Raw genomic sequence first — 22,137 nt, 5'->3', positions numbered from 1 at the left:
AAAATGATTATTTTTGTGCAACTTTTAATAACTAAACCAATTATATGAATACTACAGTAGCTACTGGAACAGAAGGAAAAACTTGGGGAGGAGGAAACAAACCTCTACATGCAAGTTATGGAAAAATGATGATGTGGTTTTTCATCGTTTCCGATGCATTAACATTTTCAGCATTTTTAGCTGCCTATGGGTTTTCAAGATTTAAGTTTATAAATTCTTGGCCAATTGCAGATGAAGTGTTTACTCACTTTCCTTTCTTACATGGTGTAGAAGCACCAATGTATTATGTTGCTTTCATGACATTTGTGCTTATTATGTCTTCAGTAACGATGGTGCTTGCGGTAGATGCTGGTCACCATATGAATAAAGCGAAAGTAACTATTTACATGTTTTTAACAGTAATTGGTGGTTTAATATTTGTTGGTTCTCAAGCATGGGAATGGAATACTTTTATTAAAGGAGAATTTGGTGCTGTACAAACAAAGGGTGGAAACATTTTACAGTTTGTTGATACCGAAGGACATCGAGTTGCTGTTGCAGATTTTGCTAAAGTAGAAGCTGGAGACAGAACACAACATGAAAGCAAAAACGGTTTGTGGTTTGTTAACGAAAGTGAACTTCCTACTTATACAATGTCCGAGATTACTAAAGGTTTAGAAGCACATCCAGATGTTTTAGTAAGAACTCAAATTATTGATGCAGATGGAAAAAAGACGGTTTTATCAAGAGAAGAGTCTATTAAACAACTAAAAGAAAACGGTAGGTTATTTGTAAAAGGAGCTAACCTTCATGTCAATGAATATGGTTCACCATTATTTGCTGATTTCTTTTTCTTTATTACAGGTTTTCACGGTTTTCACGTCTTCTCAGGAGTTGTTATTAATATCATTATTTTCTTTAATGTTATTCTTGGAACTTACGAAAGACGTAAAAGTTATGAAATGGTTGAAAAAGTTGGACTTTATTGGCACTTTGTCGATTTAGTTTGGGTGTTTGTATTTACATTCTTCTACCTAGTTTAATTAATTAAAAAATTTATTTTTCTTTCCTCGAAAGAGGGAATATAAAAAACATATATAATGGCACACGAACATAAATTAGAGATTTTCAGAGGATTATGGAAATTTAAATCCAATACCGCAAAGATTTGGGGTGTATTAGCATTCTTAACTTTTGTAACAATAATTGAAGTTGTATTAGGTATTGTAAAACCAGAAGCTTTAATGAGTAAGTTTTTAGGAATGAAAATCTTAAACTGGATATTCATTATATTAACTATAGTAAAAGCCTATTACATTACTTGGGATTTTATGCACATGCGTGATGAAGTAAAAGCATTAAGACGAATGGTAGTATGGACAGCTGTTTTCTTGATCCTTTACCTAATATTCATTCTTTTACAAGAAGGTGGTTATATTGAAACTGTATACTCTTCAGGTTTTGTAAAACGTGATTTTTAAATAAAAACTTTTCAGTTAAAATAGATATAAAAGGTGGTTATTAAACCACCTTTTTTTATTTTTGTAGCATGAACAAAAAGCGTCTTAAAAGAAATCTAATTCTTGGAATTTTATTCTTCCTTCCAGTACTATTTCTATTGTTTCTATATCCTGCAAAACACAACTATATTGCTTTAGATATACTAGAAGAAAATGTATTAGATATTACTTCTTTTACGTCTTTAGAAAACGAAACGATCCTTCTAAAAGATCATATTACCATTTTAGGTTTTGTAGGCAAAAAACCAATAGATAAACTTACAGCAATGTCTAACTTAAAAGAGTTAATGTATGATAAGTTTAAAGGCTTCAAAAAGTTTCAAATCGTTATGGTTGTTCCAGATAGCACAAAAACAGAAGTACAGCTATTAAAGAGTGAATTAAGTAAATACGAACCGTTAAAATACTGGAAATACGTTTCCGCTTCAAATAAAGAAATTCTTAAACTATACAAAAGCCTTCACTTAATTAGTGATTTAGATGCAAATTTTGCAACAGACGATGTTGTAATTATTGATAAAGAATTAAATTTAAGAGGAAGAATAGACGATAGATCAGACAATGAAAAGCAAAAGAATAAACCAGCTTACCAAATGAAATCTTACGATTGTATAGAAGTAGCTGAGCTTAAAAATAAAATGAGTGAAGATCTAAGAATCCTATTTACAGAATACAGACAAAAACGAAAAGGGAATTTTAATTCGGAAACCAGAAGAGCAAACGATTTACAAAACGTAACAGAATAATATTTGTCGTTATAAAAAAATACAGACTCTTTTAAAACATATCTCACTAAGCTTATCGAAATGGCCTTAAAAGAAATAATATGAGCAAGAAAACAAACTATTCATACATAGGTATAGCATTAACTATCTTAGTATTCGGAATTATTTTTATACCAAAAATAGTAGATAGAATCACAAATAAAGATGTTACAAGAGAAGAGAGTAGAAGTGTAAGTGTATCGAATGAAGATAGAACAATAAGAACTTCAGATTTAGCTTTTCTTGAAATTAATGGCGAAGCGAAAAAAGTACCAAACTTTAGTTTTGCTAATCAAGATGGTAAAATAATAACCAACGAAGATTATTTAGGTAAAGTTTACGTTATAGAATTTTTCTTTACTACCTGTCCTACTATTTGCCCTAGAATGAGTCGCAATTTAGTAGAAATACAAAATACATTTCCAGAGAATAGAAATTTTGGTGTAGCATCTTTTACCATTAACCCAGCTCATGATACTTCCGAAGTATTAAAAGCGTACGCTGAAAAATATAAAATCACAAATCCAAACTGGCATTTAATGACAGGAGATCAAGAAGTAATTTATGATTTAGCAAATAAAGGTTTTAATTTATATACTGCAGAAGAGGAAGAAGTAGAAGGAGGTTTTGAACATTCTGGAAACTTTGCCTTAATTGATAAAAATGGTTTTATAAGATCTAGAGTAGTAAACGGAAATCCAATTATTTATTACAACGGTATGATCTCTGAAGAAGAAAAAGTAGACGACGATGGCCAAGAACAACAGATAACCATGTTGAAACAAGATATTAATAAACTATTAAACGAATAACTAAAAAAAGTAAACTCTTCAAGTAATTTTGAAGTGAACGAAATTATATAGATAAAAAATTATGGAAAATAGTCTAGACGAAAAAAAATATAACAAATTAATAGTAATTTTATCTGTTGCTGTTCCTATTGTTGTAGCGATATTATTTGGTGTTAAAATACCAAATGTAGAACCATTATCCTTTTTGCCTCCTATTTATGCAACCATTAATGCAATAACCGCTATTCTTTTGGTAATTGCTTTTTTTGCTATAAAAAAGAAAAATATTGTGCTTCATGAAAACCTAATGACTACTTCAGTTATGTGTTCTGCTGTATTTTTAATCCTTTATGTAGCGTATCATATGACTAGCGATTCTACTAAATTTGGTGGAGAAGGAGTCATTAAGTATATATATTATTTTATACTAATAACACATATATTATTGTCCATAATAATTATCCCTTTTGTGTTAATCACCTATGTACGAGCAATTACCAAAAATTTTGAAAGACACAAAAAAATAGCACGTATAACATTTCCTTTATGGTTATATGTAGCAGTAACAGGAGTTGTAGTATATCTTATGATATCCCCTTATTATGCGTAAATTAATCCTTTCCTAATCAAGGAAGGGTTAAAAAAATTAAAATGAAACAAAAAATATTATTCTTAATTTTCTCCATTCTTTTCTTTCTAGAAACAAATGCACAATGCGCAATGTGTAGAGCAGTCTTAGAGAGTGAGGAAGGACAAGCCACAGCAGAAGGTGTCAACGATGGTATAGTTTACCTTATGGCTGTTCCTTATCTTTTGGTAGGAGGAATAGCATTTTTTATTTATAAAACCTTCTCTAAAAATAAAACGGAATAATTTCAATTTTCTGTAACATTTCTTTCCTTTAATAGTCTTATTACTATAGCATTATTAATTCTTAACATTTTGTTAGTATAAATCGTTTAAAGGTTTATGTAATTTGTCATGCTAATCAATCAATCAATCAATTAATCATGATAGAAATCAAAGATTTACATAAATCTTATCATATGGGAAGTAATTCTCTTCACGTATTAAAAGGAATTAATTTTAGTGTTAAAGAAGGAGAACTAGTATCAATAATGGGTTCTTCAGGTTCTGGAAAATCTACTTTGCTTAATATTTTAGGTATGTTAGACGAAGCAGACGAGGGGTCTTATACATTAGACAATGTTTCCATTAAAAATCTTAACGAAAAAATTGCTGCTAATTATAGGAATAAGTTTTTAGGATTTATTTTTCAATCCTTCAATTTAATAAACTATAAGTCAGCACTAGATAATGTTGCTTTACCTTTGTATTATCAAGGTGTTAAACGAAAAGAAAGAGCAGAAAAAGCAATGCATTATTTAGAAAAAGTAGGTTTAGCACAATGGTCTCACCATTTGCCAAGCGAACTTTCTGGAGGTCAAAAACAACGTGTAGCCATAGCAAGAGCTTTAGCTAGTGATCCTAAAGTTTTATTAGCAGATGAACCTACAGGAGCTTTAGATACAAAAACCTCATATGAAGTTATGGATCTTATTCAAGGAATAAACGACGAAGGTAAAACGATATTAGTGGTTACACATGAGCCAGATATTGCACAAATGACCAAGCGTATCGTAAACCTTAAAGATGGTTTAATTATAGATGATAGTAAGGTCGAACAAGTAAGAGCTTTAGCACATGTTTGATTTAGAACGCTGGCAAGAAATATTTGAAACCTTAAGTAAAAATAAGCTTCGTGCTTTTTTAACTGGACTCTCTGTAGCTTCTGGTATTTTTATATTAGTAATCCTTTTAGGATTTAGTACAGGAATACAAAATGGTGTACGTTCTCAATTTCAAAGAGATGCAACAAATCTAGTTAGTATTTGGTCTGGTGTTACTACCAAAGAACACAAAGGTTTAAACCCAGGAAGAAGAATTCAATTTAAAAATGGAGATTTTAATGCTGTATCTAATAAATATGCTGATAATATAGAAAATGAATCCGCTTTCTATACCATTTGGGGAGGATTAGTAAACTACAAAAATGAATCTGGAAATTATAGAATTCAAGGTATTTTGCCAGGGAATCAATTTATTGAAAACGCTGATGTAAGTAAAGGACGTTTTATAAATATTGCAGATGTCGATGGCACCAAAAAAGTAGCAGTAATAGGTAATAAAGTAAGTCAGGATTTATTTAAAGGAGAAGACCCAATAAATAAGAACATATCACTTTATGGTATTACTTTTAAAGTAGTTGGTGTTTTTTACGATCCAGGAGGAGAACGTGATGAAAGTAAAGTTTTTCTACCCTTAACAACTGCGCAACTCGCATTTAATGGAGCAGATAATATTCGTAATATGATGTTTACATTAAAAATGGCAGATAATTTTGATGAAGCAGTTGCAGAATCACAAGCTATTTCTTCAGCAATAGAAAGCGAATTAAAAATAAGACAAACTGTTGCTCCAGACGATACAAATGCAGTACGCGTGTATAACACACTTGAGGAAGCCAAAAAAATATACTCACTTGTAGATACGATTGCAGCTGTATTTTGGTTTGTAGGTATTGGTACCATTATAGCTGGAGTAGTTGGTGTTGGAAACATCATGCTAATTATAGTAAAAGAAAGAACAAAGGAAATAGGTATACGTAAAGCACTAGGAGCACAACCTTGGTCTATTGTTGGTATGATTTTGCAAGAATCTGTTTTTGTAACCATGATTTCAGGATTATTCGGACTTATTCTAGGTCTAGGTTTATTAGAGCTAGTAGGGCCACTAATAGAAAGTGATTTTATTAAATATCCACAAGTAGATTTTAATACCGCATTAACCACTGTTTTTGTTTTAGTTTTTGCAGGAGCTTTAGCAGGATTTATTCCTGCATATAGAGCAGCCAAAATTAAACCAATTGTAGCATTAAGAGACGAATAATATGTTTAGTAGAGATCGTTGGGACGAAATATTACAAGCACTAACAGCTAATAAGTTTAGAACTTTTTTGACTGCTTTTGGTGTGTTTTGGGGAATTACTATTTTAGTGTTACTCCTTGCATTAACCAATGGGTTAAAAAATGGGGTTACAGCCGATTTTGGAAACTTTGCAACAAACTCAATGTTTATGTGGACGCAAGGAACTACAAAAACATATAAAGGCTTGCCAAAAGGAAGACGTTTTAATTTTAAATTAGAAGATGTAGAAACGCTTAAACGTGAACTACCTCAATTAAAATACGTGTCACCTAGAAATCAATTAGGAGGTTATAATGGTGCTAATAATGTGATAAGAGGCACAAAAACGGGTGCGTTTACTATATACGGAGACTATCCTGAGTTTATTAAACAGCAACCTATGGATATACTTCAAGGCCGTTTTTTAAGTTATTCAGACATTGAAACTAAAAGGAAAGTTTGTGTTATTGGTGAAGACGTCGTAAAAGCTATGTACGATAAAGAAGAAGAACCTCTTGGTTCTTATGTTAAAGTTAATGGTGTGAATTTTTTAGTTATTGGAACATTTAAAGCTGCTAATAGTGGTGATAAAGAAGAAGATGCTAATACTATTTTTATGCCTTTTACAACTTTTGGTCAAGCATTTAATAGAGGAGATAATGTAGGTTGGATGGCAATAACAGCTAATGATGATACTACAGTAACTGCTTTGAAACCAAGAATTCTAGAACTCATGAGGGAGAGCCATAAAGTACACCCAGAAGATGAACGTGCTATTGGTAATTTCGATTTGTCGGAAGCATTTGGCCGTGTAAATGGTTTGTTTTCTATATTATCCTTTGTTGGTTATTTTGTGGGAGCTTTAGTTTTAATGTCTGGAATCATAGGGATTAGTAATATCATGCTAATTGTTGTGAAAGAAAGAACAAAAGAAATTGGAGTGCGAAGAGCCTTAGGGGCTTCCCCTTGGACCATTAAATCACAAGTGTTACAAGAAAGTTTATTATTAACCATCATCTCTGGAATGGTAGGCATCTCTTTTGCAGCATTCGTGATTTTTATAATGAATTATATTTTAGATCAAAGTGGCCCTGTAGATAATTTTGCTAACCCAAGTGTGAGCATGTCTGTAATATTTACAGCGCTATTTATATTAGTAGTTTCTGGCTTATTGGCAGGATTAATTCCTGCAAATAGTGCAACTAAAATGAAACCTGTAGATGCTTTACGTATCGAGTGATTTATTTTTTAGGAAACAGTATTTTGTAAGCAGCAACTAACTGCTTGCATTAAATAATAAGATTACGAGAAAATAATATTTTAGAAAATAAACAATCAAAAAACAATAAATCAACAAAAAAATGAAAAGAACCAAAACCATAATCGTATTAACACTAATAGTTGTTGTGTTTGGTGCAGCATTATATTATTTATGGCAAAAAAACCAAGAAGATCCTGTAACCTATACAACAGATTCTGCTAGCGAACAAACCATAACAGTAAAAACAGTTGCAACCGGAAGTATCGTTCCAAAAGACGAGGTTTTAATTAAATCTAATATCTCTGGAGTTGTAGAAGAAATATTTATTGAAGCTGGTGAGTACGTAAAAGCTGGAGATTTAATTGCAAAAATTAGAGTAATTCCTAATGTGTCTTCTTTAACCAATGCAAAAGGAAGTATTGCTACTAATCAAACAGCATTACAAACCTCGCAAATTAATCTACAAACACAAGAAGCAAGTTATAATCGTCAAAAAGCATTATTCGATAAAGGTGTTATTTCTGCTAATGATTTTGAAGCTGTTAGTAATACCTATTTACAAGCTAAACAAAGTGTAGAGCAAGCTAGAATAAATGTTAATACAGCAAGACAAAATTACGATATTGTAAAAACAGGTACCACAAGCGGTTTAGGTAATATTGCACAAACACAAGTAAGAGCTACGGTTTCAGGAATGGTTTTAGATGTTCCGGTAAAAGAAGGAAATCAAGTAATTGAAGCTAATAATTTTAATGAAGGGACATCGATAGCATCTTTAGCAGACGTTAAAAAAATGATTTTTGAAGGTAAAGTAGATGAATCTGAAGTTGGGAAAATAAAAGAAGGTTTACCTTTAGAAATTACAGTAGGTGCAATTGAAGATAAAAAATTCGATGCTGTTTTAGACTATATTGCACCAAAAGGAGTTGCAGAAAATGGAGCCATTCAATTTGAAATAAAAGGAACGCTTCAAAAAATAGATTCTACTTTTATTAGAGCAGGTTTAAGCGCAAACGCTTCTATTATTTTAGATAAAGTAGAAAATACTTTAGCAATTAAAGAAGCTTTAGTACAATACGATGAAAAAACTAAAAAACCTTTTGTAGAAATGGAGACAGGAGACCAGAAGTTTGAAAGAAAAGATGTAGAACTTGGTATAAGTGATGGAATTTTTGTGGAAGTGAAAAGTGGCATTACTAAAGACGATAAAATTAAGGTTTGGAACCAAGTTCAAGGCATTCCAAAATACGCACAAGAGAATTAATTAAAAATAATTGTAACACTTTTACACTTATAAAGACTTATCATTTAATTATGAAACGAGCATGTAAAAAAGGCTTTTCTTTAAGATGAAGACATATAATAAAAACATGTAACCGTTAATAATTAATAAAAATAGATACATGAAAAAACTTATTTTTATATTTTTTGCTTTTATCAGCATTACAACGCAAGCCCAAGAAAAAAAATGGACGCTTCAAGAGTGTGTTAACTATGCTCTAGATAATAATATTTCCGTAAAACAAAGTGAGTTAGACTTACAAAATTCGGAACTTAATAAAAAAGACGCTTTTGGTAATTTTTTACCAACACTTAATGCAAGTGCAACTCATTCTTGGAATATAGGATTAAATCAAGACCCAGTTACTTTCGATGCTGTAAACTCTACAACGAGAAACCTTAGTGGAGGTGTTAGTTCTGGTGTAAATATTTATAATGGTTTAAGAAACGTAAATCAATTACGTCGTTCAAATTTAGAAATATTAGCTAGCCAATACCAATTAGATAATATAAAAGATAATATGTCGCTAAACATAGCAACTGCTTTTCTTCAAATCTTATTTAATAAAGAACAACTAAAAGTATTAGAAGCGCAACAATTAATAACGCAAGAAGAATTGCAACGTACTAATGATTTGGTAGATGCAGGATCTTTACCAAGAGGAGATTTATTAGAAATTGAAGCTACAATTGCAACACAAGAACAACAAGTAGTTAATGCAGAAAATGCGATTACTTTATCTAAAATAAGTTTAGCACAATTGTTATTATTAGAAGATTATGAAACTTTTGATATTGTAGATAACGATTATCAAGTACCTGCGACGTCTATTTTAAATGAATCACCAAAAACAATTATTACAAAAGCAAAAGAAGCGAGATACGATATTAAAATTGCCGAAAACAATAGTGAAATAGCCGAATATAATCTTAAAATTGCTAAAGGAGCTTTGCAACCTTCTTTAAGAGGTTCGTATAGTTTTGGGACAAATTATTTTAAATCACAATTATTTGATACGCCAGAATTTACAGATCAAGTTTCTGAGAATAAAAGTCACGGATTTTCACTAAGTTTAAGCATCCCTATTTTTAACGGATTTTCTGTGAAAAATAATGTTAAACGTAGTGAAATAAATGTTCTAAATACACAATACCAATTAGAACAAGCTAATCTAGATTTAGAAACCAATGTGTACCAAGCATATAACGATGCTAAAGGTGCTTTAAAAGCGTATGAAGCTGCTGTAAAAACCGAAGCAGCAAGAAGTGAAGCCTTTAATTATTCACAAGAAAGATATAATGTTGGTATGCTAAATGCATTCGATTTTAGTCAGTCTAAAAATAGATTAGAAAACGCACAAAGCGAAGTGATAAGAACCAAATACGATTATATATTTAAACTTAAAGTATTAGAATTCTATTTCGGAATTCCTATTACAACATTAAACTAACAACCATGAGTAAGAAAACAGTAACCATTATTGTAATTGTAGTAATTGCATTACTAGCCCTTTTAATTGGAGGAAAAAAAGCGGGATGGTTTGGTAAACAAGGTAATTTTAAAGAAGTTGAAACTAGAAAAATTGCTAAAATTGATATTGTTGAAACTGTTTCTGCTACAGGAAAAATTCAACCAGAAATAGAAGTTAAGCTTTCTAGTGAAGTTTCTGGTGAAGTTATTGATCTTCCTATTGTGGAAGGGCAACAAGTAAAAAAAGGAGACTTGTTAGTTCGCGTAAACCCAGATATTTATCAATCTAGTTTAAACCGTTCGCAAGCAGCATTACAAAATGTTCGTTCTGGTCTAAATCAAGCGGAAGCCTCACTCAAAGAAGCCAAAGCAAATTATGATAGAAATCAAAAGCTTTATGATAAAGGGATTATCTCTAAAGCAGATTGGGATAAAGTAATTTCATCTTACGAAATTGCACAAGCAGGCAAACAATCTGCATATTACAATGTGCAAAGTTCTGCTGCAACCGTAAACGAAGCCAGAGACAACCTAAACAGAACCAATATTTATGCGCCAATGTCTGGAACAATTTCTAAATTAGATGTAGAACTAGGGGAACGTGTGGTAGGTACACAGCAAATGGCAGGAACAGAAATCATGCGTGTTGCTAATCTTACCAATATGGAAGTAGAGGTAGATGTAAACGAAAATGATATTGTAAAAGTTAATATTGGCGATTCTACTATTGTTGAGGTAGATGCATATTTAAAAAAACAATTTAAAGGTTTAGTAACCGAAATTGCAAACTCTGCCGATGGTGTATTAACAGCCGATCAAGTAACAAACTTTAAAGTAAAAGTTAGAATTCTTGAAGAGTCTTACAAAGATTTATTAAAAGGGAGAGACGAAAATTATTCGCCTTTTAGACCTGGAATGACAGCAACTGTAGACATTATTACCAATAAACGTGAAAAGGTTGTTGGCGTACCAATAAGTGCAATTGTAATTAAAACAGACACATCTTCTACAAAAAAAATAGCTAGTAAAAATGCTATAGAAAGTGAAAGCGAAGAAAAATTTGAATGCGTTTTTATTAAAGATGGAGATAAAGCAAAACTTCGAGTTGTAAAAACTGGTGTACAAGACAATTCTAATATTGAAATTTTGGAAGGCTTACTAGAAGATGAAGAAATTATTACAGGGCCATATAATACGGTAACAAAATCACTTAAAAATGGCGATGCTGTAGAAATTAAAAAAGAAGAAGTATCCAAGGATAAAACCGAATAAGACAAACATATATTTTGGCTACAATATTAAACATAGAAACAGCAACAACAAACTGCTCAGTCTCTCTTTCTAAAGAAGGGGAGACTTTTGCTTTACAAGAAGATAACAGTAAACAATATTCTCATGCAGAACGTTTACATGTGTATATAGGCAATTTATTAAAGCAAAATAATATAAAGCCCACCGACATAGACGCCATTGCTGTAAGTAAAGGACCTGGTTCTTATACAGGATTACGTATAGGTGTTTCTACAGCAAAAGGGTTATGTTTTTCTTTAGATAAACCATTGCTTTCTACTTCTACTTTAGAAGCATTAGCAAGACAGGTTAAAATAGAAGAAGGTGTTATAGTGCCAATGTTGGATGCAAGACGTATGGAAGTGTATTCTGCTGTTTTTGATGCTACTTTTAATGCTGTTAGAAAAATTGAAGCGCAAATTTTAGATGAAAATTCTTTTGCTACTTATTTAGAAAAAGGAAAAGTATATTTTATAGGGAATGGTGTAGAAAAAACAAAAACGTTAATTACACATAAAAACGCTGTTTTTATTGACGATAAATTGCCTTCTGCAAATGAAATGTCGGTAATTGCATTTAATAAGTACAAAAAAAGCGACATAGAAAATGTCGCTTATTTTGAACCTTATTATTTAAAAGATTTTGTTGCTTTAAAGCCAAAACCTAAATTTTAATTAGTTTTCTTTATGTATTTCAACACTGTGAGGGTAAGGAATTTCTATTCCTGCAGCATCTAATGCTTCTTTTACATTTTCTGTGGTTTCAAAGTAAACATCCCAATAATCTGCAACAGAAGACCAAGGTCTTACTGCAAAGTTAACAGAGCTGTCTGCTAGTTCTGAAACATTTACTGTTGGAGCAGGTTCACTTAATACTTTAGGGTTATCTGTTAATACTTTCATTAAAACATCTTTAGTTTGTTTAATGTCTGCATCATAACTTACACCTATAGTTAAATCTACTCTTAGTTTCCCTTCAGTAGAATAGTTTGTAATATTACCATTAGATAATATACCATTTGGAATTATTACCTCTTTGTTAGTTGGAGTTAAAACCTTTGTAGTAAAGATTTCAATTTCTTTTACAACACCAAGCTCTCCTTGTGCTTCAATTAGGTCACCAATTTTAAAAGGTTTGAAAATCATAAGCAAAACACCACCTGCAAAATTACCAAGAGATCCTTGTAAGGCCATACCAATAGCCAAACCAGCGGCGGCTAATATTGCTGCAAAAGATGTAGTTTCTACTCCTAAATTACCTAATATAGTAACAATTAAAAGTATTTTTAAAACCCAGCCAACTAAGTTTAATAAAAACTTTTGAAGACTCTCTTCATAATTTCTTTTTGCCATTACTTTAGAAATGGTCTTCATTATTTTTTTAATAACCCAAGAACCAATAATCCATATGGCAATAGCTCCAATAACTTTTAAACCATATGTGGAAAGGAATTCCACTCCTTTATCAATCCAATTTTGTACTTCCATAATTTGTATTTATAATTAATTAATATGTTGATTATGCGAATTTAATGACTTAATTAGAAAATAATGTTAAACAAATATTATTTTAATTTTTATCTATAAAATCCTTATTTTTTCGATGTAATTAGTTTAAAAATAAAATACTAATTATAGCAAGTATTGCAGGAACAGATTGAAAGTAAAATAATCGAATTTTTTTTGTCGAATATGCGCCATAAATTCCTGCGATTATTACACAACATAATAAGAATTTTGTCATACTTACATTTTGAAACAATAAGCTAAAAACTAAACCGGCAGCTAAAAAACCATTGTATAAACCTTGATTGGCTGCTAATACTTTCGTTTTCTCGGCAAATGCTACGCTTTCTATTCCAAATGTTTTTATCACTTTTGGTGTAGTCCATAAAAACATTTCTAATACTAAAAAGTAAAAATGTTCAAAAGCTACAAAAGCGACAAGTACTGTTGCTAATATTTCCATATCTATAAGTTGTTTTTTAAATGTAAGAATCAAAGTTAGCAAATTTAAAGTATAAAAAAAGCGCTCTATTATAGAACGCTTTTTTGTGATTATTTTTTGAATTTATTTCACTTCAAAAGTTAATTTTAAATTTACTCTAAATTCAGTTACTTCATCATCATTAACAACTGCACTTTGCGATTGTACAAAAACAGATTTAATGTTTTTTACACTTTTTGAAGCTTGTTTTACTGCTTTTTTTGTAGCATCTTCCCAACTTTTGTCTGAATTAGACATTACTTCAATTACTTTCATTATCGCCATAATATTTATTTATTTTAAGTTAATATTTGTTTGAATTCTAAATTTACAAATAATTGCAGCAAAAGAAAAGTCTAATATAAAAGGATTTAACTATTAGATTAAATGCCATTTTAATAGCTGAAAGTAATTAACCGTTTATAGCCTCCACTATTTCTACTCTCCCTTTCATCATTTCTTTAAGCATATTTTCGATACCATTTTTTAAAGTAAAAGTAGATGAAGGACAACCGCTACAGGCTCCTTGTAAGATAACTTTCACTTTTTTGGTAGCAGCATCGTAAGATTCAAACTGAATGTTTCCGCCATCACTAGCAACAGCTGGTTTTACATATTCTTCTAAAATATTTATAATCTCTTTAGAGGTATCGTCCAGGTTTTCATAAGTCGCATCTAATGCTTCTGTAGATTTTTTTACAACTTCTGGTGCATTCGCAATTACTACTTCTTTACCATTCTCGATAAATGTTCTAATAAATTCACGAAGTTCCATGGTAATGTCATTCCATTCTGCAACTTCATATTTTGTAATAGAAACGTAATTCTCATCCAGAAAAATACTTTTTACAAAAGGAAAGTGAAATAACTCTGTAGCTAAAGGCGAAGCTTTCGCTTCATCAATAGAAGTAAACTCAAAAGTAGCAGCTACTAACTTCTTATTTGCTACAAATTTTAAAACCGAAGGGTTAGGGGTACTTTCTGCATAAACTGTTACAGGAACTTTTTTAGGAGCAGCTGCCTCTTCAACAACAATTCCTCCATTATTTAAATAACTTTCTATTTGTTCCGAAACTTCTGTTTGTACATCTTGCCATTCTACAATATTAAAACGCTCTACAGCAATAAAATTACTGGTTATATATACTTTTTTTACAAAAGGCAGATAGAATAATTGTTGGGCTAAAGGAGAAGCTTTTGCTTCGTCAATATTATTAAATTCAAAGCTTTGGTGTTTGGTTATAAATTGGTTTAACTCAAACTTAATTATAGTAGGGTTGTTGGTTTCTTGTATGGAAACTTTAAACGTATTCATTGTAAATTATTTTTTTACAAAAATACTAAAACAACACTACAGTTATCTATATATTTAGCTTTTCTTATGTGGGTTATTATGGATTTACGACAAACAACTTAAATCTTTAACTTTTATACATTATGTATAAAGACTAAATTTTATATATTTGGAGACTAATAATATAATTTAATAGAAAATATTAAGTTGTAAACATGTAAGAAAGTGCATTTTTAACCAATCTGCCTTGAAAACTAAAACTATGAATTTAAAAAAGTTATCCCTTTTAGCTGTTGTAGTATTCTTTACACAGTTTGTAAACTCTCAAGAAGGACTTCCTATTTATACCGATTATTTAACAGATAACTATTATCTAATTCATCCTTCAATGGCTGGAGCAGCTACATGTGCTAAGTTAAGGGTAACTGGTAGACAGCAATGGTTTGGACAAGAAGATGCGCCACAACTAGCGACAATAAGTGTAAATAGTAGAATTGGTGAAACACAATCTGGTATTGGAGCAATTGTTTACACAGATAAGAACGGATATCATTCGCAGAATGGTATTTATTTAACCTATGCACACCATCTAATGTTTTCTAGAAATGAGATTGATTTAAATCAACTTTCATTTGGATTAAGTGTTGGTATGATACAATATAAATTAGATGAAACTTCTTTTTTAAATGAGCCTTTTGATCCTTTAATATATGGTATAGAGCAAAGTTCTACCAATTTTAATATGGATTTTGGTTTTTCTTATAACTTGTATAATTTTTACGCACATGCAACTGTAAAGAATGTGCTTAATAATAAGGGAGTTAATAATGATGTACATGTTACAAGTAACTTAAGACGTTATTTGTTTTCTGCTGGTTATGGTTTCGGTAAGTTTGGTAGCGATTGGTCTTATGAGCCTTCTATATTATTTCAATATAAAGATGGTACAAAAGAAGCTTCTTTCGATCTTAATGTTAAAGCGTATAAAAAAATGGATTTTGGTAAAATCTGGGGAGGATTATCTTACAGACGTAGCTTAGATGGAGCAGAGTATATTGATGGATCAAGTATTAGTAGCCAAAAATTACAATACATTTCGCCAATATTAGGTATTGATTATAATAATTTTGTATTTGCTTATACCTATGCATATCAAGCAAATTCTGTGGTGTTTAATAATGCTGGTTTCCATCAAATAACACTTGGTTTAAACTTTAATTGTAGAAAAGAAAAATATCACTGTAACTGTCCTGCAGTTAATTAATAATATATTATACTATAAAAAAGCCTTCATAATTTATGAAGGCTTTTTTATTTGTGATTAATTAAGTAGTTAATCTATTAGTATTCTTTATTTTAGAATCTTAAATTATTCCCATTCATAATTTTTCTTTTTTGCTTGTGTTTTAATTGCACCAAGCATGGCGTTTTCTAAGTTCTCCTTTTTACCTTTTTGTTGTTTAGCTATATGTTGCTTACGTTTGACGTTTAAATCTTGAATTTGCGTTTGTATTGCTTCACGCTCTTTTCTTTTTGTATCTAAATAGTTTTTCATTTCTGCTTCCGTTTTACCTTGAAGCTCTTTTGGTAATTCACTTTCTTTTAATTCTTCATATGCAAACGATTCGTCTTCACTAGCATCAATTAAATCCCAAGAAGAATTCTTATATAAATGGGAACTTTTACTAACAGCTCTACTTACTGCATTTGCTTCACTATAGCCTTTTGCATTTACATCTTGCTCTGCTTGAAGTGCTATTTTATTTCTTCCATTACTACCATAAGCAACGTAAGTTTTATTTAGTTTTTTATTTAATTGTAATATAGTGTCATCATATGGAGATGCTACATGTACAGTTGCATGGTTATGGTTTATTGCCATATAATTTCCATGTGTTAAATCTGCTCCATCTTTCCAGTAGCTAGAAATACCTTGATTGTAATCGCCACAAAAAATGGTGTTTACGGTAACATCTTTACTATGTGCAAGCTTACTGGCGTCTTTATAGTTTACTCGTCCTTGTGTAAAAGGTTCGTTACCAGCAATAAATATTAATTTTAAATCGTCTGCATTATTTCCCCATTGCAATTGGTCTATGGAAGTTTTAATAACATAGCCGCAAAATTCATTTCCACCTCTTGTAGTTAACGAAAATAATTCTTTAGAGATTTCATCTAAATCTTGACTAAATGCTAATACTTGACGAACATAGCCTTCTTCTCCATTTAAATTATCGTTGCCATATTCGTATAATGCAATTTCAAGGTTTGGTTTCGTGTCTTCACATTTCGCATACGAAAGTTCATTTACAATTTCCCAAAGTTGTGCTTTTGCTTGGTCTATTAAACCATCCATACTATTACTAGTGTCTAACAATAAAGCAACTTTAATAAATTGCTTACTTGGTTTATCTTTTATAGGTTGATGTGTTGTTGGTTCATGAATCGCTAATGCTTTTTTTTGCTTTTTATCTTTTGCTTGACATGCTATAAGGCTCATAAAAAATAATGCCAGAACACTCTTTTTAAATATTGTTTTCATAGTTGTTGTTTTTAAATTATTAAGTTGTTTTTATTTCTTTAATATCGATGCTTCCGTCTGGCGAAATGATATAGTATTTGTTTTTAATCACTTCTTTTTCCATAGGTTTTTCTTCTTTTGGTTTAGGGGAATATTGTAGTTTAATTTCCATTCCAATTTGTATTACTGGTTCTACAATAGTAGGATTAATTACTACATCATAATCTCTAAAGGATATCGGTTCATAGTAATAGGAGGTTTGTTTTTTTACTTGATAAATCCCTTTGTTTTGCTTTAATGCTTCCATAGAAATACTATTGAAAGCCTGGTAGTTTTTATAAAAATCTCTTGGAAAATAACAATACTTATTATTCGCTATTATTGGTTTGTATTCTGATAAATCGAAACCTAAGTCGTTATAAAATTCTTGTTTTGCTTTTAATTCTTTTAAAACTTCTATACGAAGCTTTTTATAAATTTCTTGTAGGTTATCTATAAAGTAATCTACTTTAACAAGGTTGTAAATTTCGTTATTTGCGCAAGCCGCTATAATCTTTTCAAACTGCTCTACTTTAGTGAATTTAATATGAATATTTTGCTGTAATTCAAACCCTTTTGGGACTTCTACATATTTTTTACTGAATAGTTTTTTTTCCACAATAGTTTCGTAAACTGGAACGAAAGAAATAACATCAATTACAAAATCGTTGGCCAAAATTCCTTTGGTAACGAGTTCCTCTCTTAATTTTTGTGTACGTTGTTTTATTAAATTATTGGTTTCTTGTGAAGTTTCACCTATCTGTGTTATATTAAAAACAGCAGTATACGATGTCGCTACGATGTTGCTTAATGCTTTCACATCTATAGAAATGGTCGGATTTGGTATTATGTTTTTTGTTTGAAAATGATTTCTGTTATTTCCGTATACATAACCATTTCCTAAGTCCTTAGTAGCTATGTTTTGACGTGAAATAGAAATAGCATTCCCTTTAATTTGTCCGAAATTGAAACTAGTATAAAGAATAATTAAAGTAGTAAAGATTAGTTTTTTCATGGGTTGTTTTTTAATTCTTAGTAAACCTATAACCAAACTTTAGAATTAAAAATCTACAATGAGTAAAGCTGTCACTTCCATGCGTTAAATAGCAGTTGTAATTAGGGAACGTAGGTTTTTACAACATTAAAAATAGAAAAGAGACGTATTGTTGTTTTTAAGTGTAAATTAAAGTGTGTAAGTTTATACTTTGTAACGAGAACAAATGAAACATATATTCAAATATATAATCCTCTTAAGCCTTCTATTATTAACGAGTAATTTACTTGCTCAGAAAAACGCGAAAACTAATTCTACTAAAGAAGAAATGCTTTTTGTTGTTCGAGGTTCTGTTCTAGAAAGCGAAACGCATAAACCAATTACCAATGTACAGGTTTTTGTAAACGGTGGAGTGTATACCACTACAAGCCTTTCAGGAGATTTTAAAATACAAGTAAAAAAAGGAGATGAATTAACATTTGCTCATAAAGACATTAAAACGGTTTATTATACGATTAAAGATGACGAAAGTATCACGGTTGAAGTAATACCTGCAATAGAAACAGAAGCCGTATATAAAAGAAAAAATTCGCTAAATTCATTTAATAGCATTATAGATTCTGCAACAGTTTATCTAAAAAAAGATGCAGAAAAAAGTATTCTGTTTATTACCGAAGCTTTATCACAAAGCAATTCTAGAAAACAAAATGCGCAAGCTTATGAGATACTTGCAGATGTGTATGTACATTGGAAACAATATGATCTTGCAATTTCAAATTACAAAATAAGTCTTCAAAATAATACCTTAAACGAAGTAATCCTAAAATTAGCAAATGCTTATTTTAAAAATAACGATTATCAAGAAAGCCTACAAACATATAAAAGTATAAAAGTAAATACTCTGTCTAACTACCAGAAAACAGAATTTCATGAAGGTTTAGGAGATGTGTATAAGAAAATAGTACAATTAGATCTTGCCATTACTAATTATAAGAAAGCATTAGAGATAGCCGAGAAGCATTTAATTAAGCCCAAAATTACAGATCTAAACTCTAAAATAGGAGATGCATATAACGCAAGTGGTAAACTAAATGAAGCAAATTCCTATTTTGAAAATGCGTTAGACTTAGCGTCTCAAGAAAACAAAAAAAGAGCAGTAACGGAGAAGGTGAAAGTTGCCGATTTTCAAAATGAAAACATGGCATACGAAGATGAAATTCAATTGCGAAAAGAAGCTATAGAAGAAATTTCAGAATTAGAGACCGATACTTTAATCGATAATGAAAGTGCTTTAACATTACAAAAACAAAACTATAAAATTGGAAACGCCTATTACCAACAAAAAGATTATGCAAATGCAGTTCCTTATTTAGAAAAAAGTATAGCAGAAGCCGATAGTAAAGAAGATTTACTGGTAAAAAAAGATGCTATCCGGAAACTTTCTGAAACCTATAGAGATGCTGGAGATTACACGAAAGCATTAGAAACCTATAAAGCATATCAAGAAGCTGTAGATACGCTTTATGTTAAAATGGATCAAGAAATTGCGCAAGCCAAAAGATTTAATAAAAGTATTGCGGAAAAGCAAAACAGAATTTCTAGTTTAGAAAGCGATAGAGCTTTAAATCAAAGTAATTACCAACTTTCTGTAGAGCAAAGTAAAAGACAAAAACTTATTATTTATTCACTTTTTGGAGGATTAGTTTTATTGCTAATAACAGCATATTTAATGTATAAATATATTAAGCAACAAAAATTAGCCAATAACCTTTTGGCTTTAAAATCGTTGCGAAGTCAAATGAACCCGCATTTTATATTTAATGCATTAAACTCTGTAAATAGTTTTATTGCTACTAATGACGAACGAACAGCAAATAGATATCTTTCCGATTTTTCACAGCTTATGCGAGCAGTTTTAGAAAATAGCGAACAAGACTTTATTCCGCTTCAAAAAGAAGTAGAACTTTTAGAACTCTATACACAATTAGAACATTTTAGATTTAAAGAGAAGTTCGATTATACAATTCATGTAGATGAAAATGTGGCAATTAACGCATTTCAAATCCCACCAATGTTATTGCAACCATATATAGAAAACGCCGTTTGGCATGGCTTACGCTATAAAGAAGAAAAAGGAAAATTAGAAATAACCATTTCTCAACAAAATACAGACGAATTAACCATTTCTATTATTGATGATGGTATTGGAAGAGAAAAAAGCAAAGCCTTAAAAACCGAAAATCAGAAAAAACAAAACTCTAAAGGCATGAACAACATTAAAAAGCGTGTTGCTATTTTAAACGAAATGTATAAAGATAAAGTAGATGTTTTTATTAACGATTTTAAAACCGAAGGAGACAAAGGAACCAAAGTAGTTGTAACGCTTAAAAAAGATTAATTAAAGAGAAAACTTTTCCTAATGCCCAAAACATGAAACTAAACGCCATCATCGTAGAAGACGAAAAAACAAGCAGAGATATATTAAAAAATTATCTAGATAAATACTGTCCTAATGTGCATATTTTAGGGGAAGCTGCTAATGTAGAAGAAGCCTTAGTGCTAATTAGAAATAACGACTTAGAGCTGGTTTTTTTAGATGTAGAAATGCCTTACGGAAATGCTTTCGATTTGCTAGATAAAGTAGGAGATAAAACCTTCGAAACTATTTTTGTAACGGCCTATAACCATTATGCAATAGATGCCTTAAATGCGCACGCAAGCTACTATTTAATGAAACCAATTTCTATAGACGAACTCATTAAAGCAGTAGATTATGTAGTAGAAATTAAAACCAAAGAAGACGCTTTGCAAGATGAGGTTCTAGTTCCAAAAACCAATATCGTAACCGGAAAAATAACCATTCCACAACAAGATGGTTTCGAGGTTTTAGAAACTGCAAACATTTTATACTGCAAAGCAGACGATAATTACACCGAAATATATTTAAATAACAACAAAAAGAAACTAGTAAGTAAAACCTTAAAATATTTTGAAGAAGCGTTAACCAATTCAAGTTTCGCAAGAGTACACAAAAGCTATTTGGTAAACGTAAACGAAATAACAAAATACGTAAAGGGAAAAGGAGGACACGTTGTACTTAGTAACGGAAAAGAAATACTCGTTTCCGCATCAAAAAAAGCAGCATTACTTTCTTATTTTAAGTAACAAATTCCTGCGTTAAGCAGGAATCTCATAAATAAGATAAATAAATTTTAAGTTTAGTTCAAATCTAAAGCATTCGAGCGAAGCAAGAATTTATATAATATTATGTAACACAATTTTGTCATTTCGAGCTTGTCGAGAAGTCTCACGTGATAAAATTATATCATGAAATAAAATAATAACCAAAAGGAACTCATGAATTTGAATCATGCGATTCCTTTTTTCAAAGCAATTAAAATTATGCCATTAATAAAACCAGTAAACAACAAACACCCACAAATACCCAAAGACTGCTACGTAGCAGAAAACGCAACCATAGTTGGAGACGTATCTATGGGATCGCAATGTAGTGTATGGTTTAACGCCGTAATTCGTGGTGATGTACATTTCATTAAAATGGGAAATAAAGTAAATATACAAGACGGTGCAGTAATACATGCAACCTACCAAAAATCACCAACAACCATTGGTAATAATGTGTCTATTGGCCATAACGCCATTGTACATGGATGCACGATTCACGACAATGTTTTAATAGGAATGGGCAGCATTGTTATGGACGATTGCGTGATAGAAAGTAATAGCATAGTAGCAGCAGGCGCAGTAGTAACCGCAAATACTAGAGTAGAAGCAGGAACGATATATGCAGGAGTTCCAGCAAAAAAAGTTAAAGATATAAGTAAAGAATTAATCTCTGGAGAAATTAATAGAATTGCAGATAACTATGTAAAATATTCCAGTTGGTTTAAAGAATAAAAAGGTCTGTATAATAAATAGTATGGCGTTACCACAAGGGTCGCGCTTTACATTATATCTT

23 protein-coding genes are annotated in these 22,137 nt (G+C 30.7%); 17 read left to right on the top strand and 6 right to left on the bottom strand.

The genetic code is table 11. The features are described 5' to 3' along the window. The first annotated feature begins 44 nt into the window (after positions 1-44). The 13 genes from Q4512_RS05440 to tsaB all read left to right on the top strand — a co-directional run bounded on the left by Q4512_RS05440 (position 45) and on the right by tsaB (position 11,998). Positions 45-1,022, top strand: a complete 978-nt coding sequence (locus Q4512_RS05440) for a cytochrome c oxidase subunit 3 (RefSeq protein ID WP_303422527.1) — start codon at positions 45-47, stop codon at positions 1,020-1,022. Positions 1,023-1,079: 57 nt separating this feature from the next. Next, the gene (locus Q4512_RS05435) at positions 1,080-1,460 is read left to right on the top strand and encodes a cytochrome C oxidase subunit IV family protein (RefSeq protein ID WP_303422524.1); all 381 of its coding nucleotides are present in this window, start codon (positions 1,080-1,082) and stop codon (positions 1,458-1,460) included. A 68-nt stretch (positions 1,461-1,528) separates the two neighbouring features. Then, entirely contained in the window at positions 1,529-2,245 is a 717-nt protein-coding gene (locus Q4512_RS05430; RefSeq protein ID WP_303422521.1) for a hypothetical protein, read from the top strand. 80 nt (positions 2,246-2,325) lie between these two features. Beyond that, the gene (locus Q4512_RS05425) at positions 2,326-3,075 is read left to right on the top strand and encodes an SCO family protein (protein WP_303422518.1); all 750 of its coding nucleotides are present in this window, start codon (positions 2,326-2,328) and stop codon (positions 3,073-3,075) included. Between the two features lie 61 nt (positions 3,076-3,136). Further along, positions 3,137-3,664, top strand: coding sequence for a DUF420 domain-containing protein (locus tag Q4512_RS05420; protein ID WP_303422515.1), 528 nt, complete (start codon positions 3,137-3,139; stop codon positions 3,662-3,664). A 41-nt stretch (positions 3,665-3,705) separates the two neighbouring features. Then, a complete protein-coding gene (locus Q4512_RS05415) occupies positions 3,706-3,927 on the top strand; it encodes a hypothetical protein (RefSeq protein ID WP_303422512.1) in 222 nt (73 codons plus the stop codon). Positions 3,928-4,064: 137 nt separating this feature from the next. Beyond that, the gene (locus tag Q4512_RS05410) at positions 4,065-4,766 is read left to right on the top strand and encodes an ABC transporter ATP-binding protein (RefSeq protein WP_303422509.1); all 702 of its coding nucleotides are present in this window, start codon (positions 4,065-4,067) and stop codon (positions 4,764-4,766) included. Continuing rightward, positions 4,759-6,003 (top strand): ABC transporter permease, encoded by a 1,245-nt coding sequence (locus Q4512_RS05405; RefSeq protein WP_303422506.1) that lies wholly within the window; start codon positions 4,759-4,761, stop codon positions 6,001-6,003. Before Q4512_RS05410 ends, Q4512_RS05405 begins: the two co-directional genes overlap by 8 nt. 1 nt (position 6,004) lies before the next feature. Next, complete coding sequence (locus Q4512_RS05400) at positions 6,005-7,261, top strand: ABC transporter permease (protein ID WP_303422504.1); 1,257 nt, start codon at positions 6,005-6,007, stop codon at positions 7,259-7,261. Between the two features lie 121 nt (positions 7,262-7,382). Next, positions 7,383-8,546: an efflux RND transporter periplasmic adaptor subunit gene (locus Q4512_RS05395; protein WP_303422502.1), complete on the top strand. Its 1,164-nt coding sequence runs from the start codon at positions 7,383-7,385 to the stop codon at positions 8,544-8,546. Positions 8,547-8,685: 139 nt separating this feature from the next. Beyond that, positions 8,686-10,014 carry a TolC family protein gene (locus Q4512_RS05390; RefSeq protein ID WP_303422499.1) on the top strand — a complete coding sequence of 443 codons (1,329 nt, stop codon included), beginning with the start codon at positions 8,686-8,688 and terminating at the stop codon, positions 10,012-10,014. Between the two features lie 5 nt (positions 10,015-10,019). Continuing rightward, positions 10,020-11,306 carry an efflux RND transporter periplasmic adaptor subunit gene (locus Q4512_RS05385; protein ID WP_303422496.1) on the top strand — a complete coding sequence of 429 codons (1,287 nt, stop codon included), beginning with the start codon at positions 10,020-10,022 and terminating at the stop codon, positions 11,304-11,306. 14 nt (positions 11,307-11,320) lie between these two features. Next, the gene (tsaB, locus tag Q4512_RS05380; protein WP_303422495.1) at positions 11,321-11,998 is read left to right on the top strand and encodes a tRNA (adenosine(37)-N6)-threonylcarbamoyltransferase complex dimerization subunit type 1 TsaB; all 678 of its coding nucleotides are present in this window, start codon (positions 11,321-11,323) and stop codon (positions 11,996-11,998) included. Here tsaB and Q4512_RS05375 read toward each other — a convergent pair whose 3' ends face one another. The 4 genes from Q4512_RS05375 to Q4512_RS05360 all read right to left on the bottom strand — a co-directional run bounded on the left by Q4512_RS05375 (position 11,999) and on the right by Q4512_RS05360 (position 14,625). Beyond that, the gene (locus Q4512_RS05375; protein WP_303422493.1) at positions 11,999-12,811 is read right to left on the bottom strand and encodes a mechanosensitive ion channel family protein; all 813 of its coding nucleotides are present in this window, start codon (positions 12,809-12,811) and stop codon (positions 11,999-12,001) included. Between the two features lie 121 nt (positions 12,812-12,932). Next, complete coding sequence (locus tag Q4512_RS05370) at positions 12,933-13,292, bottom strand: DUF1304 domain-containing protein (RefSeq protein WP_303422490.1); 360 nt, start codon at positions 13,290-13,292, stop codon at positions 12,933-12,935. A 102-nt stretch (positions 13,293-13,394) separates the two neighbouring features. Beyond that, positions 13,395-13,595 (bottom strand): dodecin family protein, encoded by a 201-nt coding sequence (locus Q4512_RS05365; protein ID WP_303422487.1) that lies wholly within the window; start codon positions 13,593-13,595, stop codon positions 13,395-13,397. Positions 13,596-13,722: 127 nt separating this feature from the next. Further along, positions 13,723-14,625 (bottom strand): NifU family protein, encoded by a 903-nt coding sequence (locus tag Q4512_RS05360; RefSeq protein ID WP_303422485.1) that lies wholly within the window; start codon positions 14,623-14,625, stop codon positions 13,723-13,725. Positions 14,626-14,866: 241 nt separating this feature from the next. On the opposite strand from Q4512_RS05360, the gene Q4512_RS05355 reads away from it, so the two are divergent. Beyond that, complete coding sequence (locus Q4512_RS05355) at positions 14,867-15,868, top strand: type IX secretion system membrane protein PorP/SprF (RefSeq protein ID WP_303422482.1); 1,002 nt, start codon at positions 14,867-14,869, stop codon at positions 15,866-15,868. 105 nt (positions 15,869-15,973) lie between these two features. Here Q4512_RS05355 and Q4512_RS05350 read toward each other — a convergent pair whose 3' ends face one another. Both Q4512_RS05350 and Q4512_RS05345 read right to left on the bottom strand, forming a co-directional pair. Then, a complete protein-coding gene (locus Q4512_RS05350; protein ID WP_303422479.1) occupies positions 15,974-17,146 on the bottom strand; it encodes a VWA domain-containing protein in 1,173 nt (390 codons plus the stop codon). Between the two features lie 19 nt (positions 17,147-17,165). Next, complete coding sequence (locus Q4512_RS05345; protein ID WP_303422477.1) at positions 17,166-18,179, bottom strand: SIMPL domain-containing protein; 1,014 nt, start codon at positions 18,177-18,179, stop codon at positions 17,166-17,168. Between the two features lie 205 nt (positions 18,180-18,384). On the opposite strand from Q4512_RS05345, the gene Q4512_RS05340 reads away from it, so the two are divergent. The 3 genes from Q4512_RS05340 to Q4512_RS05330 all read left to right on the top strand — a co-directional run bounded on the left by Q4512_RS05340 (position 18,385) and on the right by Q4512_RS05330 (position 22,076). Beyond that, entirely contained in the window at positions 18,385-20,556 is a 2,172-nt protein-coding gene (locus Q4512_RS05340) for a histidine kinase (protein WP_303422474.1), read from the top strand. Positions 20,557-20,588: 32 nt separating this feature from the next. After that, entirely contained in the window at positions 20,589-21,323 is a 735-nt protein-coding gene (locus Q4512_RS05335) for a LytTR family DNA-binding domain-containing protein (protein WP_303422471.1), read from the top strand. Positions 21,324-21,560: 237 nt separating this feature from the next. After that, positions 21,561-22,076, top strand: coding sequence for a gamma carbonic anhydrase family protein (locus tag Q4512_RS05330; protein WP_303422468.1), 516 nt, complete (start codon positions 21,561-21,563; stop codon positions 22,074-22,076). Positions 22,077-22,137 lie beyond the last annotated feature (61 nt).

The organism is Oceanihabitans sp. 2_MG-2023, from assembly GCF_030547245.1.
Taxonomy (GTDB): Bacteria; Bacteroidota; Bacteroidia; order Flavobacteriales; family Flavobacteriaceae; genus Oceanihabitans.
This window is presented reverse-complemented; position numbering and strand designations above follow the sequence as displayed.